Source organism: Streptomyces sp. NPDC104313 (genome assembly GCF_055583985.1).
On record NZ_JBVJMW010000003.1, the window covers coordinates 503,203 to 517,159 of the forward strand.

Consider the following 13,957-nt stretch of genomic DNA (forward strand, 5'->3'; position numbering starts at 1 on the left):
CCGGCGGAGGATTGTGAAAGCATCCGCTTGCATGTGCAGGCAAATGACTTAGCGAACGGCCGACCACATGATCGACGCACGGCAACTCGGGAGACGAGCACTCATGGGTACACACGAAAGCGAACTGATGGGCTACGCCCAGGAGGCGGTCCGGATCAGCCGCGAGCATGTCGCGCAGGGCGGTATCCCCTTCTCCGGCGTGGTCGTGGGCAGTGGACGGATCCTGGGTACGGGCTTCAACCGGGTCCGTGAGGACAACGACCCGACCGCCCACGCCGAGGTCGTCGCCCTCCGGGAGGCCACCGCCAAGTACGGCGTCCACGCCGTGGCGGGCGCCACCCTGTTCGCCTCCGGTGAGCCCTGTGCCCTGTGCTACCTGGCGGCGCGGTGGGCCGGCATCGGTCACATCGTGCACGCCGCCGACCGCAGGACCGCCGCCCGCTACGGCTTCGACTACACCAGCTCGTACGCCGTCTTCGCCGAGGACCCGGCGAGCTGGCCCATCAAGGTCACGGCGCTGCACCTCCCGGAGGCCGAGCAGCCGTTCCAGGACTACCTCACCATGAGCCGCGCCCCGCGCTAGCGGCCGGACTCCCGCCACGCGGCATCGCCGCCCGGCACCCGGCACCCGGCACCCGGCACCCGGCACTCCGATTCCCCCGCTCCCCCCACCTCCCGTTCACCCCGGAACATCCCGTTCATCCCCGCTCATTCACCGCACGGAAGGACCTCCCATGCACTGGCTTCACCTCGCCATCGCCGTCGCCTTCGAGATCTTGGTCGCCATCGCCGCCGGAAAGGCCGAGGGCTTCAAGAACCGCAAGTGGACCGGCATCACCCTGGCCAGCGGTGCTGCCGCGACCTTCTTCCTCAGCAAGGCGCTGCTGACCTTCGACGTCGGCGTCGGCTACGCCCTGTGGACGTCCGTCGCGGGCGTCGGTATCACCATCCTCGGCGCGCTGTTCTTCGGCCAGCGTCTGAACGCGAACAAGGCGATCGGCATTCTCCTCGTCATCGGTGGCGTCGTCGGTCTCCAGCTGAGCGGGTCCGCCTGAGCCCGGAGTCCGGAGGCCTGAGCCCGACTCCCGGCCTCGCACGCATCGCACCCCGCACGATCACCTGAATGACACGACATCCCTGAGAGAGGACTCACCTCCCATGTCCAACGAAGCCAAGAGCTCCACGAACGCCTGGCTCTCACTCCTTCTCGCCGGAGTCTTCGAGATCGGGTACGCGCTCGCCGTCGGCGGCAGCGAGGGTTTCACCGTCCTGACCTGGTCCCTGGTCGCGGTGGTGTTCTTCCTGCTGACGCTCTACGCACTGAGCCTCGCCCTCCGTACGATCGACGTGAGCATCGGCTATGCCGTCTGGGCGGGGATCGGCGCGGTCGGCGCCGCGGTGCTCGGCCCGCTCTTCTTCGACGAGACCCTCACCCTGGCCAAGGGCATCTGGCTGGCCGTCATCATCGTCGGGGTCATCTGGCTCAAGCTCGCCGACCGCACGAAGCCCGAGGCGGCTGCCGTGCCCGCTTCCGAGCCGAGCGCGGACCGGTCCCGCGCGCTTCAGGTCTGACGCTCCTCAGTGCCGGTACGCCGCAGGCGCCCGCCGCCCCTTCCCGAGGGGGCCGCGGGCGCCTGCGGCGTTACCGCCGTCACTTCGCTGTTCTGCCGCCGTCCACCGCGAGGGCGGATCCGGTGGTGAAGGACGAGGCGTCCGAGCAGAGCCAGGCGGCGGCGCGGGCGATCTCGGTCGGATCGGCGAGGCGCTGCTGGATCGCCTTGCCGCCGAAGTCCGCGTTCACGGAGGGGCCTGCCGAGAGGATCCCGTCCATCATCTCCGTGTCGGTGCTCCCCACCACGAGCGCGTTGACGCGGATGCCGCGCTCGCCGTACTCGGCCGCCGCCGCCCTGGTCAGGCCGATGACCGCGTGTTTCGCGGCCACGTAGGGCGCCGAAGCGGAGGTGGCGCGTACGCCCGCGACGCTGGAGGTGTTGACGACGGAGCCCGCCCCGCCCGGCAGCATCGCGGGGATCTGGGCGCGCAGACAGTTCCAGACGCCTCGCAGATTGACGTCCATGGTGCGGTCGAAGACGTCGTCGGCAAGTTCGTGCAGGACGGTTCCGGCGCTGACGTAACCGGCGTTGTTGAACGCGCAGTCGAGTCTGCCGAACCGGGCGACCGCCATGGCCACGGCGTGCTCCATGTCCGCCCGGAGGATGACGTCGCCCGGTACGGCCACGGCCCGGCCGCCGTCCTTCCTTATGCGCTCGGCGATCTCCTCGACCAGGCGGCCCCTGCGGGCGACGAGCACGACGGCGGCCCCCTCGTCGGCGAAGTGCTGGGCGGCCGCGGCGCCGATGCCGCTGGAAGCACCGGTTATCAGCGCTACCTTGCCGTGCAACAGCTGTCTTCCCGGCGTCACACGGACCTGGCCGGGCCGGACGTGGACAGGGGCGATCTCCAGAACGACTCCGAGCTCATCTCCCGGTCGATCCCGTACAGCAGGTCGTCGTCGAGCTCGTCCAGACCGCTGATCACGTACCGTACGCCCGCCTCCCGCATGAGAGCGCGCTGGTGGCTGTGGACGAAGGAGGAAGGGCGCCCGACGAAGGCGGCGCCGAACTCACGGGCCGCTTCGGCGACCCGGGCGACGTCGTCGACGAAGAGGGCCTGCCGGGGGCGGAGCCCGAACACGTCCTCGGTTATCTCCTTCAGCCCGGGGCGGATGCCGTTGGTGCAGACGTAGCCGGGCCCGTCGAACAGGTGGGCGTAGCGGCCCAGATGGTGGTCGAAGTGGTCCTTGCCCAGGCCGCCGTAGCAGACCGTGCGCAGACCCGCGCCCCGCAGCCGGTGGAGGAGGTCACGCGTGTGCCGCGTGATCGTGACCGGGTCGCGTTCGATGTGGGCGGCGCGTTCCTCGAAGTAGGAGGCGAGCGCCTCCTCGCCCGTCATGCCGCCGCCCACGGCGGCGGCGAGTAACCGGCCGGCCACGTGCTGGGGCTGGGAGAATATCGAACGCTCCAGCTCGGCGGTGTACGTCCCGCCTCTGCTGACGACAAAGTGGTGGATGACCGGGCTGAAGGTGTCGTTGAGCAGGACACCGTCGATGTTCAGGGCGGCCAGGCGCAGGGAGATCATGCGGCTCCGTAGGTGATCGTCGGGGACGTTCGGTACAGGCAGAGCGGGCACAACAGCCAGGGCGGCCGGGGCGGACGGGCGGTCAGGGCATCATCTCGGCGCCACGGGCGGGGGTCGCTTCGGCACGGGTGATCACGGACGGGACCGCGATGCCCGGGAGGAGCAGGTTCCACATCTGCTGGGTGCGCTCGGGAAGGTCCCGGCGACCGCTGACGACGTTGGAGTACATCTGCATTCCGGTACAGGCCGCGACCACGAACTCCGCGACCACGGTCGAATCGATGCCGGGCTGCAACTCACCCTCCTTCCGCGCTTCGTCCAGACACTCGGTCATGATCGTGCGGAAGTCGTCGTACGGGTCGGCGTTCAGCGCCCCGCCGATGGACGACTGCTCGTTCGTCAGACGTACGCCGGCCCGGAGGAGCGGGTCACGCTGCAACTGCCACGACCACACGAGCGTCAGGTCGATGAGCCGCTGCAGGCCGCGGACGGCAAGCAACGGTACAAGGGTCTCCGGCTGGCTGTTCATCACCGCCCTGGCCAGGTCCTCCTTGGAGCCGAAGTGGAAATAGAGCGCCCCCGCCGTCACCCCGGCGCGCTTGAGGATACGGGTGATGCTGGCTCCCGCGTAGCCGAACTCGTCAAAGATCTCTGCGGCTGCGTGCAGGAGTGCGCGACGGGTCTGTTCCGCCCGCTCCTGTTTCGGTTGCGCCATGGCTCGCTCACACCTTCCCAAAAAGAATGCTCCTTACGGTATCTGAGTCAACCATGACCCAAGCAAGTCCGTTTTGCGTGCATTCAGTTGACTAGGGGAGCAAATCGCCTCGTGGGAAATTCCCGGGGACGCTCCCCTTGACTTGCCAAAACAAAAATAACATTATTTTTGGTGTGGACGCACGGAGTGGTCTTCAGGCACCTCTGTGTAGTCGTCCGCAATGGCTACCGATCCTGGGGGGGACGGAGTTGTCTGTTTCTGTACTGAGCCGTGAGACGGAGCAGGTCGAGCAGTGGCAGGTGCACCAGTGGCAGGTGCACAAGCTTCGAAGTGAGGAAGTCCTGCTCACGTCGTGGGCCGAGCCGAATCCGGGACGCTACGCACTCACGGCGCGCTGGCCGCGGGGGCACGCTTTCTACCGCCCCTCGGGGGGTGTGTACGACCCGCTGTTGCTCGCCGAGAGCGTGCGCCAGACGGTGCCGCTGCTGTCCCACGCCGTGCACGACGTTCCGCGGGACTACCGGCAGGCGTGGGAGAACTTCAGCTTCGCGGTCGAGCCGTCGGCGTCGCTGGTGACAGCCGTCGAGGAGGAGGTGCGCCTGGTGGTGTCCTGCTCGGAGGTGGTCCGCCGCGGCAGCAGGTTCGCCGGCATGACGATGCGCGTCGACGTCCACCTGGGGGAGCGGCTGATGGGCACCGCGCACACCCGCTTCAACAACCAGCCCGCGGCCATATACCGCCGTCTGCGCGGGAGTTACGCGGACCTCGACGCCGCACTCGCGGCCTGCCTTCCGGCGGGCCCGCCCGTGGAGCCGTGCCGGGTGGGCCGGAACTCCCCGGCCGACGTGGTGCTCTCACCGGCCCCGGGCGGGAGGCGGGGACGGTGGATGCTGCGGGTGGATCCCACGCACCCGGTGCTGTTCGACCACCCCGTCGACCACGTGCCCGGGATGCTTCTCCTCGAAGCCGCCCGGCAGGCGGCGCACGCCGTCGGCGACGGCGCCTCGACCGTCACCGGGATGAAGGCGGACTTCGCCCGGTACGTCGAACTCGACGCCCCCGCCGTCGTCGTGGCCGGCGACCCCGTCCCCGACGGCACGGGCCGCAGCCACGTGAACGTGTCGATCGAGCAGCACGGCGTCCGGGTCTTCACCTCCGAGGTGACCGTCCAGGGGCCGACCGGCCTGTAGGCCGCACCACACGGGTGCGGCGGGCGGCCCGTATCCCTCCACGGGGGGATACGGGCCTCTCGTCGTACAACAAGCGCAGCGTCAGGGCGCTTTGAGGAGGTCGCGGAGTTCGGCGATGTAGGCGCCGATGTCGGGAGCGTGGGGAATGTCGCGAGTGTCTACGGGCTCTTCGGCGGTGCTGGAGGTGTGGGTGGTGCGGCAGGGGCGGCAGAGGCCGTCGGGGAGGGCTTCGGGGCGGCCGGGGGTGCCGCAGTCGGTGCATTCCATCAGGATGCGGTGGGTGGGGGTGTCGGGTGAGGCGGGCTCGGCGGGCAGCCGTGGCGGGATCTTGTCGGTGAGGCGGCGGCGGACGAAGCCGACCGGGGAGTCGACGTGGGCGGGGAGCCCTGCGGTGAGGGCGGCGGTCAGGTAGTCGGCGTCCACGCCCCGGGCGAGCCATTCGGCCGCCTGCCTCTCCAGGGCGGCGCAGTCGCCGGCGGAGAGCCCCAGGCGATGGTCCTTGCGGCCGAGCCGGGCGAGGGCGAGGTAGGCGGGGGAGTGGATTGCCGCCGGAGCCGGGGCCGTTGCCGGAGTGGTCGCCGGAGTGGTGCCCTGTGCCGGGCCCGGCGCGGGTGCCGTGTCCGAGGGGCCGGAGGGGGCGCGCTGGTGAGGTACGGAGACGGGGGGCGAGAGTTTCGCGGGATCTGCGGGATCTGCGGGCTCCGGGGCGGCGTCCGTGCGAGGGGACTGCGCCGTCTGCCGGGCGGGTTCTGGGCGGGGGGCCTCCGGCGCTGAGGGCGCGGGCGGCTCCTCGGCCGGGGCCCAGGGAGGCGGAGGGGTGACGGTGCCGGAGGTGGCCGCTTCCGGTACGGAGCCGACGTCCCGGGTGTTCTCGGCGGCGAGGTAGGTGTTCCACCACTCGTTGTCGTGGGCGGTGCGGGACCAGAAGGTGCGGAACGCCCAGCGGGTCGTTTCGCCCTGGCCGACCGCGCACCGTACGCGCCGCAGGTGCCCGGCGACGGAGAGGGCGGTCAGCGCGGTGGAGATGGCCTGTTGCCCGTAGAGCGGGAGCTGCTTGGCCAGGGTCTTCACGCTCATCGACGCGCCGTCGGGGAGGTGGTCGACGAATCCGGCGACGTACCGCTCGCGGGTCGGCAGTAAGGCGAAGTCGTCGCCGCGTCGGGGAAGTTGCCCGGGAGCGGACCGCTTGCCGTAACCGGGCGCTGCCATCGGGTACGGGGGCGAGGATGCGGGGGCGCGCAGGGCGGGGCTAGTGTGCTGGGTAGCCATGAGATCGGCTTTCTGGGGTTGGATCTTGTGGTGAGACCCCGGCCTGGTGCGTTCAACACCGTGTCGGGGTCGTTTGGTTCTCGCACCGTAAGCAGTCGTGGCAGCGCACCGCAAGCTGCCGCGATTAGTCATACTTGCTGGCCGTGACGGGGTCGGGAGGGTGGGGAGGTTTTCCCAACCCCTCTCTTTTACCTACCGGTTACAGAGGAGGCTCGAAGCCCGGGTCTCGCGTCCCGACACCCGTGACCCGGGCCCCGAGCTTCGGGCCGGGGCCCCGTTTACATACCCCCGCACGAGTGAACGGCCCGCTCCGGCGCTCGCGTCCTGGGTGCCGAGCTCCGAGCGTCGGGGCGACGGTGCCGTTGGCTGATTCGTGTATCGCAGTAGCAACAACTGATTCGATAGGCAGAGTGAACCTCTGCTTCGCGCCCCGGCGCAGGTGATCACTCCTGCGCGGACAGTCTGGGTGCCAGCAGGTCCAGCGCTTCCTCCCAGTGGAAACGGTCCGCCCCACCGCCGGCCTTGGGGCGGTGGGGTTCGTAGGAACCGATCACGACCCCCATGGACCGCAGCCTCCGAAGGCTTTCGGAGTACGCGGGGTGGGCTGCCTGGGCCGCGTTCACGTACGGCAGGACGGCGGTGGGTACGCCGAGGCCGTACGACTCGCACAGGATGCCCAGCGCCAGGGTGTCCGAGATCCCGGCCGCCCACTTGTTGATCGTGTTGAACGTCGCAGGTACGACAGCGATGGCGTCCGGGGGCGGGAGCGGGCGCGGGTCAGCGGGGGCCCGCCAGGCCGACCGAATCGGGTAGCCGGTCTGCGCTTCGATGGCCGACGCGTCGATAAAGCCCAGACCTTGAGGGGTGGCAACGACGCCCGCCTCCCAACCGGCCTCTTGAGCTGCCGAGATCAACCGGTCGACATCACCTGCGATGCCCGCCGCGCACACGACGACGTACAGAAACGGCTTGCTGGCTTCGTGCCCGGACTGATCGCTCATGCGGGTACTCCCAGTTGGCGGCTGAAGTGATGCAGTTCAGGCAGCGTACGACGACGGTCGCGGGCGGCCATGTCCGCGACCAACTCGCGGATGGCCGGACGCCGGATGTCCTGCGCGGCGCAGCTCTCGGCGATGCGCAGCGCCTGGTATCCGTCGGCGAGCCGGCCCTGCTGGCTGTAAGCACGCGCCGTTTCGACCCACAGAGCCGCCCGTCTTTCGGGTGCGGGGATGTGCCGACGCATGAGGGGACGCGCGGCCTCCAAGGCGAGCCCGGCGTCGCCGAAGGCCACGGTCGCGCTGACCTCGTGCAGGGAGACGTTCGTCGGGCTGAAGTTGGCCCAGGCGTCGGCGCGGTCGAGCGCGACGTACCGGGCGATTTCCTTGGCCTCGGTGAGAAAGTCGCGGGTGGCCGAGCGGTCGCCGCCACCGCTTGCAGCGGTGACCCCGCGGAGCAGGAGCAGGCCGAGAGCGGCCAGATAGCGCGGGGAGCGTTGGTCGTAGGCGCCCGTGAGCTGGTCGGCGGTGTGCCGGACGAGCGTGATGGCCTGCGATGTGTGCCGCTCCCGGGCCAGCAGGTGGGTGTGGACGCGCACGCTGGAGGCCAGAACCACGGGGTCGCCGCTGCGCTCCGCCTCCGCCATGGAACGTCCGACCGCAAGCCACGCGTTGCCGTGATCACCCCGCTTCAGAAGCAGGCTGGCCGAGGTCTGGTAGGCGGTGGCCAGCAGTCCTGCGGCTTCGTCCGAGCCTGCTGCCGCGTTGCGGAGGTCGGTGATCAGGGACGGAAGCGTGTCCTCCAGGCGGTTGTAGTCGCACGCGTAGAACAGTCGGCGAACCTCCGAAATGCGCTCACCGAGCTTGGGCAGGTCTTGGTCTTCATCCTGTGCGGGAGGTATGGGCCCAGGGAGGAGTGCCTGGACAAGTGCTCCGCAGCCGGAGTGGGAAGGGGCGGTGGGTGCAGCCAAAGTGGCCAAGCTCGCGGCGAGGAAGTTGCGGCGACGCATGTCATCTGTCTCTGGTTCGAGGCTCCTGGCGTCGGGGACGTCGGCAAGGCCGACGGAGGCTAACGGGAGGCCCAGTTCCCGAGCGGCAGCGCGCAGTACCTGGGAGTCCTCGGTGCCTTTGCCCTGTTCGAGGCGGCTGACCTTCGACTGGTGGTAGCCGAGCGCGGTGGCGACGTCTGCCTGGGATCGCCTGGCCAATACACGGGCGCGACGCAGCACTTCGCCGAGCCGTTTCGCCTCGTCGTGCGCATCAGTCATCTGTGCCACGGCTCCTCTCGCCGTCGCCTGATCCTGCCTGCCGAACGAGCTTAATTCACAGTCCACTTGGCGGTCATGCAGCTTCTGCATAAGACATGCCGACCATGCGCCTGAGCTGGTCCACGCACCACCCCGGGCGGTTCCTTGGTGGAGCCGAACTCGACCGGGAGGCACCCTGTGGAACCGCACTGCTTCAGTTTTCCCGTCCCCAGCACGGCATACGCCGTCAGCGATGCCAGACACCAAGTGGTCGCAGGCGTGCACGGCTGGGGATTCCCTGCCGAAGGCGACATGGCGGAGACCCTGGCGCTGGTAGCCGGCGAGCTGCTGACCAACGCGGTGCAGCACGCAGGTCAGGGCCCGATCTCCGTGACCGTGCGGTTGACCGTCGACAGGGTTCGGATCGAGGTCTGCGACGCCAGCTCCGTACGCCCGAAGGCCGGCCTGTCGGGCCCGGACGACGAGCACGGCCGCGGCCTGTTCATCGTGGCTGCCCTGGCCCTGGGACACGGCGTCGAGACCACTGCGTCGGGGAAGCGGTGCTGGGCCGATATCCCGGCTCACACCCATCCTCCGCGTCCTGATGCGGCAATCCACGTACTGCTTCCGAGGAGATGACCATGCCCACCACACAGATCCCTCCCATGAAGGCAGAAGTGATCGCGGTCCGCCCTGGCCCGCCACTCGCCGGGACCGTGACCGTCGACGGCTCCAAGAACGCCGCTCTGCCGCTTCTCGCGGCGGCTGCGGCCCTCGGGCGCCCGGTGCAGATCAGTAACGTTCCGGCCAGCGCCGACGTGCAGGCCATGCTCACGCTGTTGCAGCAGGCCGGGCACCGGCTCGCCCGCGCAGTCGGTGACCCGGCCGCGGTTCTTGTTCTGGGCGGTCACGTCGGACCCGTTGCTCCGGAACTGTTCGAGACCGCTGGCCGCATCCGCGCCTCGTACTACCTGGTGCCCGCTCTGCTCGCCGCCCACGGGCGTGCCGTCCTGCCATGGCCGGGCGGCTGCCAGATCGGCGAGCGCGGCATGGAACAACACTTCAGGGTGTACGAGGCGTTCGGGGACCAGTACGCCGTGGACAACCGCGGCTACACCGTCGTGGCCGGGAGCGCTCGTACCGACTCCGCATCGATCATGTTGCCCTTCCGGTCGCGCGGCGCGACCGTCGCGGCCATCCTCCGAGCCGTGGTCGCGGGCCGCCCGCTGCGTCTGGGACACCCGAACCTGTCTCCCGAGGTCATCAGCGTCCTGGACGCACTGAAGTCAGCGGGTTGGGACACGCAAGCGACCGAGCGTCTGATCGTCCTAGCACCACCGGCCGATCGTGCCCCGGAGGGATCCGTCGTCTGGGCCATCCCCGGAGACAAGATCGAAGCGGGAACGCTCGTCTGCGCACTCGCGGCCACGAAAGGCAACGGCCGCATCGAGGGCGTGCGTGGCCGAGATGTCGCTGCGCTCGTGGCAGCGCTGCGCTGGCTCGGGATTCCGGTGGCCGCGCAGGAGGACGCCCTCACGGTCCACGCCGAGAACACGCAGCCGACTGGCCGTTCCTTGCGCGCCATCGCCTCCCTCTCCCCCGGCGGCCTCGACGCCGACTTCGAACCCGCGCTCATGGCACTGACCTTGGGGCTGCCCGGCACGCACCTTTTCGCCGACACGATCAACCCCGGCCGCCACAGCAACCTGGTGCCTCAGCTCGCCGTGCTGGGTGCGCGCATCGAGCAGATCTCGCCCACTCAGTGCCGAATCACCGGCCCGCAGTACCTCAACGGCGCGGGCGTCGAATCCACCGACATCCGTACCGGCTCGGCCCTCCTCATCGCCGGCCTCACCGCTCGTGGCGTCACCACGCTCGGAGGACTGCAACAACTGCGGCGAGGCCACGCAGACCTCCCCACCAAGCTCCGTGCGCTCGGTGCCGACATCTGCGAGGTCATGGCATGACGCGGACCATACGGCGCATCCTGGCCACGACCGATGTCCACTCCGCTTTCGGCGACGCCGTGCCCCTGCTGAACCACTTGCACACGGCTCATGCCGAGGCACTCGTCGTCGACTGCGGCGACTTCTTTGAAGGCAGCGGCTACTACCGGATCGGCGGTGGCCAGGTCGAGCGCCAGATCCTCACCAGCCTGTACGACGTGATCGCTCCAGGAAACCACGGCTGGACTCACTACTTCGAACCGAATCTCCACCGGCTCACCGTGTGCGCCAACATCGTGGACGAGGTCAGTCGCGACGCTGCGTTCCGCCGTATCCATCTGACCTCCGTGGGCGACCGACGCGTGGGGGTGACAGCCGTGATGGGCATCGAGGCGTTCAACGCCATCCCGTACGCCGACCGCACCCAGCAACGTGTCATCAACCCGGTGCGGGCGCTGCGAAAGCTGATGTCGGCCCACCACCACGAGGTGGACGACTGGGTGCTGCTCAGCCACTCCGGCTTCTCCGAAGACCTGAGCATCGCCGAAGCCTGCCCGTTCCTCAACGTGATCTTCGCCGGACACTGCCACAGCAAGCGGTACGGACCGGTTCGCGTAGGAGACACCCTGGTTCTCAAAGGGCGCGAGCTAGGCATTGGCTACGCACTGGCCGAACCAGGGGCTGGCGGGTGGGACACCCAGACGAATCTCCTACCACCGATGTCCGACGGCCCCTGCCCCGAACTGGCACCGCTTCTCGCGGAGATCGAAATCCTGCGCCGCCGGATGGACTCGCCCCTCGGCACCATCGTTCCGGCTTACCGGCACCGACTACCCGACCGCAGCGTGTTGCTTGCCGAGGTGGCCGGGCGCCTGCGCACGAGGCTTGGGGCGGAGGCGGTACTCCTCAACGAGACCGCGCTGCGGCCCGTCCCCTTGCACAGCACGCTTACCGTGGGCGACTTGCTCGCGACCGAGCCATTCGACAACCACCTCGTCAACGTGATGCTGCCGGACGATCAACAGCACGTCTCGCTGCTGGCGTCCCTGCCGGCGCAGGTAGGGCCGTTCATCACTGCACCCGCTCCCTTGCCACCCGGCATCCGCACCGTGCTGACCACTGGCTACCTGGCCGACGCGTACTTCGGTGGACAGCCCAGACACGCCGTCGTATCTCTCGGCCAAGCCGTCCAACAGGTACTGGTTGAAGGAGGAATGCCGTGATCCTGACAGGCCCCGAGATCACTGCCGCTGCGGTAGACGGTCGCTTACGCATCGCGCCCTTCGACCAGGACCAGGTCAACCCCAACAGCTACAACGTCCGTCTCGGTCCTACCCTGTTGACCTACACGACACCAGTCATCGACAGCCACCGTCCGAACCCCACGGCGGATGTACGCATGGACGAGGACGGATACGTCCTGCAACCCGGCGAGCTCTACCTCGGCCACATCCTCGAAGAAGTCGGCTCCGATTCCTTCGTGCCCCTGCTCTTCGGCAGGTCCTCGGTGGGGCGACTGGGCCTGTTCGTCGAGATCACCGCACCGATCGGGGACATCGGTTTCCACGGGCAGTGGACGCTGATGCTGTCAGCGATTCGTCCCTTGCGGGTATACCCCGGCATGAAGATCGGCCAGATCATGTTCTTCGTCGCCGTCGGAGCCGTCGATCTGTACACCGGCAAATACCAGGCAGCCACAGGCCCGCAGCCTTCCGCGTACTGGCGCGACAACCCCGTCTTCGGATCGGCGGTCTCGTGATCCTCACCGGACCGGCCATCGCCGCGGCGCGTGCTGCCGGCGCCGTCACCATCGATCCTTACGACCCTGACCGGCTCTCGCCCAACGCATACGACTGGCGGCTCGGCGAGACTCTCCGCGTGTGCGACGGCGAACTCGACGCAGCAACCCGCACTCAGAGCCGGACGGTCACCATCCCCCCTGAGGGATACGTCCTGCTGCCGGAACGCCTGTACCTGGGCATCACCTACGAGAGGACCGGCTCGGAGACGTACGCCCAACTCCTCAACGGCAACCGAAGTGTCGGCGCCCTCGGAATCTGGGTCCATGTCTCCGCCCCGCTCGGCCACCAGGGCCATGCCATCCGGTGGACCCTGGAGATACGGGCAGCCCGTCCCGTACGCGTCTATCCGCTCATGGTGTTCGGGAAGGTCACCTTCCACCAAACCTTCGGCGATCCGGCGAGCTACCAGCAGCACGGCCGCAAGTACCGCACCAGCAAGGGCATTGAGACTTCCCGCCTATACGAGGAGATGCGGGGCGACCGACTGTGAACCCCATGGTTGCCACGGCCCTGGACCTTCCTGCCGGCAGCCCGGGAGGAAGCGTTGAACTCTTCCTGGACCTTTACACCGGCAACCGACCCGGCATCCCGGCCCAAGCGTTCATGCTCGCCGCCGAGGAGTCGGATGCGCGCCCCAGGGTCGGCCTCAAGCTCCTGCGGGTTCGAGGTAAGTGCCTGGAGGGCCCCGCGTTCGGCAGGTACGTAACCGAACTGCGTGAGGCCCTACGGAGGGCTATCGACCCGTCCAAGATCGATGTCCTTCATCTCCAGCACCTTGCCTTCGGCGCGACCCCGGCCCTGATGCGGGCTCTGCCGACGCCACCCAGGATCGCCTTGGTCCACGGCACCGACCTGCTCTTCGCCGAAAGCCACCGTGACCAGAACCGGGTCCTGCGTGAGGCAGCGCGGTCGGCGGACGCGATCGTGGTGCCTACGGGCGCGATGGCCGATCGCCTTCTCAAGCTGGCCCCGAGCACGGACCGCAGGAAGATCACCCACATCCCATGGGGCGTCCCCAACCACCTACTCAGCAGCCCGCCGCCCCGCCGCGCGATGCAACCGGCGGGCCGCCTCCGCCTGCTGTACGCCGGTCGACTCACGGCTGAGAAGGGAGCCGAGGCTCTGGTCAAGAGCCTCGCGCCGACCCGCGGAATCGAGCTGAGCATCGCCGCACCGCGAGACGAGTTCCAGGCGATGACACCGCTGCTACGGCGAGCAGGCATCCAGGCCCGCTACCTTGGCTGGCTCCACCGTCCCCAGCTGTGGAAGACCTTCGCGGACCACGACCTTCTGGTGATGCCCTCCACCACCCTGGAGGCCATGGGGCTGGTGGCTCTTGAGGCACAAGCGTGTGGACTGCCCGTCCTCTACCAACCAGTGCCGGGCCTGAACGAGGTGCTCAGCGCCTCCGCAGCACCCACCGACTTCACCCGGCCTGGCGCCGTAGCCAGAGAGTTGCACCGCATGCGGGACTCCAGAGGGAGGCTCCCCGCACTCCGAGAAGCAGGGCTCGCCAACGCCCGGCGCTACCCGCTCTCCTCCACCCAACGCGCTCTACACGCTCTTGGACACCAGGTGCTGAGGTAGGCCGCGCCGAACCGCGAGTCGCCGCGTCCCGTCACTACGCTGAGCGGCGGAGACCCCAGGAAGCAGAG

General features: G+C 68.8%; 16 protein-coding genes. 10 read left to right on the forward strand and 6 right to left on the reverse strand.

Going from position 1 to position 13,957, the window contains the following annotated elements; all coding sequences use genetic code 11:
* Positions 1-103: 103 nt before the first annotated feature.
* From ACZ60Q_RS09430 to ACZ60Q_RS09440, 3 genes are all read left to right on the forward strand, one after another.
* The gene (locus tag ACZ60Q_RS09430; RefSeq protein ID WP_469630681.1) at positions 104-583 is read left to right on the forward strand and encodes a nucleoside deaminase; all 480 of its coding nucleotides are present in this window, start codon (positions 104-106) and stop codon (positions 581-583) included.
* Between the two features lie 151 nt (positions 584-734).
* Positions 735-1,055: a DMT family transporter gene (locus ACZ60Q_RS09435; RefSeq protein WP_469630683.1), complete on the forward strand. Its 321-nt coding sequence runs from the start codon at positions 735-737 to the stop codon at positions 1,053-1,055.
* Positions 1,056-1,158: 103 nt separating this feature from the next.
* Positions 1,159-1,572, forward strand: coding sequence for a DMT family transporter (locus ACZ60Q_RS09440; RefSeq protein ID WP_469630686.1), 414 nt, complete (start codon positions 1,159-1,161; stop codon positions 1,570-1,572).
* Positions 1,573-1,651: 79 nt separating this feature from the next.
* Here the strand turns inward: ACZ60Q_RS09440 and ACZ60Q_RS09445 are convergent, their stop codons facing one another.
* The 3 genes from ACZ60Q_RS09445 to ACZ60Q_RS09455 all read right to left on the reverse strand — a co-directional run bounded on the left by ACZ60Q_RS09445 (position 1,652) and on the right by ACZ60Q_RS09455 (position 3,853).
* Entirely contained in the window at positions 1,652-2,404 is a 753-nt protein-coding gene (locus tag ACZ60Q_RS09445) for an SDR family NAD(P)-dependent oxidoreductase (RefSeq protein WP_469631297.1), read from the reverse strand.
* Between the two features lie 14 nt (positions 2,405-2,418).
* Positions 2,419-3,138, reverse strand: coding sequence for an HAD family hydrolase (locus ACZ60Q_RS09450; protein WP_469630689.1), 720 nt, complete (start codon positions 3,136-3,138; stop codon positions 2,419-2,421).
* Between the two features lie 82 nt (positions 3,139-3,220).
* Positions 3,221-3,853 (reverse strand): ScbR family autoregulator-binding transcription factor, encoded by a 633-nt coding sequence (locus ACZ60Q_RS09455; RefSeq protein ID WP_469630692.1) that lies wholly within the window; start codon positions 3,851-3,853, stop codon positions 3,221-3,223.
* 248 nt (positions 3,854-4,101) lie between these two features.
* Between ACZ60Q_RS09455 and ACZ60Q_RS09460 the strand changes: the two genes are divergently transcribed.
* A complete protein-coding gene (locus ACZ60Q_RS09460) occupies positions 4,102-5,043 on the forward strand; it encodes a ScbA/BarX family gamma-butyrolactone biosynthesis protein (RefSeq protein ID WP_469630695.1) in 942 nt (313 codons plus the stop codon).
* Positions 5,044-5,124: 81 nt separating this feature from the next.
* On the opposite strand, the gene ACZ60Q_RS09465 is transcribed toward ACZ60Q_RS09460, so the two are convergent.
* The 3 genes from ACZ60Q_RS09465 to ACZ60Q_RS09475 all read right to left on the reverse strand — a co-directional run bounded on the left by ACZ60Q_RS09465 (position 5,125) and on the right by ACZ60Q_RS09475 (position 8,575).
* The gene (locus ACZ60Q_RS09465) at positions 5,125-6,312 is read right to left on the reverse strand and encodes a MarR family transcriptional regulator (RefSeq protein WP_469630697.1); all 1,188 of its coding nucleotides are present in this window, start codon (positions 6,310-6,312) and stop codon (positions 5,125-5,127) included.
* A 443-nt stretch (positions 6,313-6,755) separates the two neighbouring features.
* On the reverse strand, positions 6,756-7,313 hold the full coding sequence (locus tag ACZ60Q_RS09470) for a flavoprotein (protein WP_469630700.1): 558 nt from the start codon (positions 7,311-7,313) through the stop codon (positions 6,756-6,758).
* The gene (locus ACZ60Q_RS09475; RefSeq protein ID WP_469631300.1) at positions 7,310-8,575 is read right to left on the reverse strand and encodes a helix-turn-helix domain-containing protein; all 1,266 of its coding nucleotides are present in this window, start codon (positions 8,573-8,575) and stop codon (positions 7,310-7,312) included. Before ACZ60Q_RS09475 ends, ACZ60Q_RS09470 begins: the two co-directional genes overlap by 4 nt.
* Positions 8,576-8,752: 177 nt before the next feature.
* Here ACZ60Q_RS09475 and ACZ60Q_RS09480 point away from each other — a divergent pair, with 177 nt between their 5' ends.
* The 6 genes from ACZ60Q_RS09480 to ACZ60Q_RS09505 are packed head-to-tail and all read left to right on the forward strand — an operon-like array spanning position 8,753 to position 13,889.
* Complete coding sequence (locus ACZ60Q_RS09480) at positions 8,753-9,193, forward strand: ATP-binding protein (protein ID WP_469630703.1); 441 nt, start codon at positions 8,753-8,755, stop codon at positions 9,191-9,193.
* Positions 9,194-9,195: 2 nt separating this feature from the next.
* The gene (locus tag ACZ60Q_RS09485; RefSeq protein WP_469630706.1) at positions 9,196-10,521 is read left to right on the forward strand and encodes a UDP-N-acetylglucosamine 1-carboxyvinyltransferase; all 1,326 of its coding nucleotides are present in this window, start codon (positions 9,196-9,198) and stop codon (positions 10,519-10,521) included.
* Positions 10,518-11,723 carry a metallophosphoesterase gene (locus ACZ60Q_RS09490; RefSeq protein WP_469630709.1) on the forward strand — a complete coding sequence of 402 codons (1,206 nt, stop codon included), beginning with the start codon at positions 10,518-10,520 and terminating at the stop codon, positions 11,721-11,723. Before ACZ60Q_RS09485 ends, ACZ60Q_RS09490 begins: the two co-directional genes overlap by 4 nt.
* Positions 11,720-12,259 (forward strand): dCTP deaminase, encoded by a 540-nt coding sequence (gene dcd / locus ACZ60Q_RS09495; protein ID WP_469630712.1) that lies wholly within the window; start codon positions 11,720-11,722, stop codon positions 12,257-12,259. The genes ACZ60Q_RS09490 and dcd overlap by 4 nt, the downstream gene beginning before the upstream one ends.
* The gene (locus ACZ60Q_RS09500) at positions 12,256-12,792 is read left to right on the forward strand and encodes a dCTP deaminase (protein WP_469630715.1); all 537 of its coding nucleotides are present in this window, start codon (positions 12,256-12,258) and stop codon (positions 12,790-12,792) included. Before dcd ends, ACZ60Q_RS09500 begins: the two co-directional genes overlap by 4 nt.
* Before the next feature lie 5 nt (positions 12,793-12,797).
* The gene (locus ACZ60Q_RS09505) at positions 12,798-13,889 is read left to right on the forward strand and encodes a glycosyltransferase family 4 protein (protein WP_469630717.1); all 1,092 of its coding nucleotides are present in this window, start codon (positions 12,798-12,800) and stop codon (positions 13,887-13,889) included.
* The last annotated feature ends 68 nt before the right edge of the window (positions 13,890-13,957 follow it).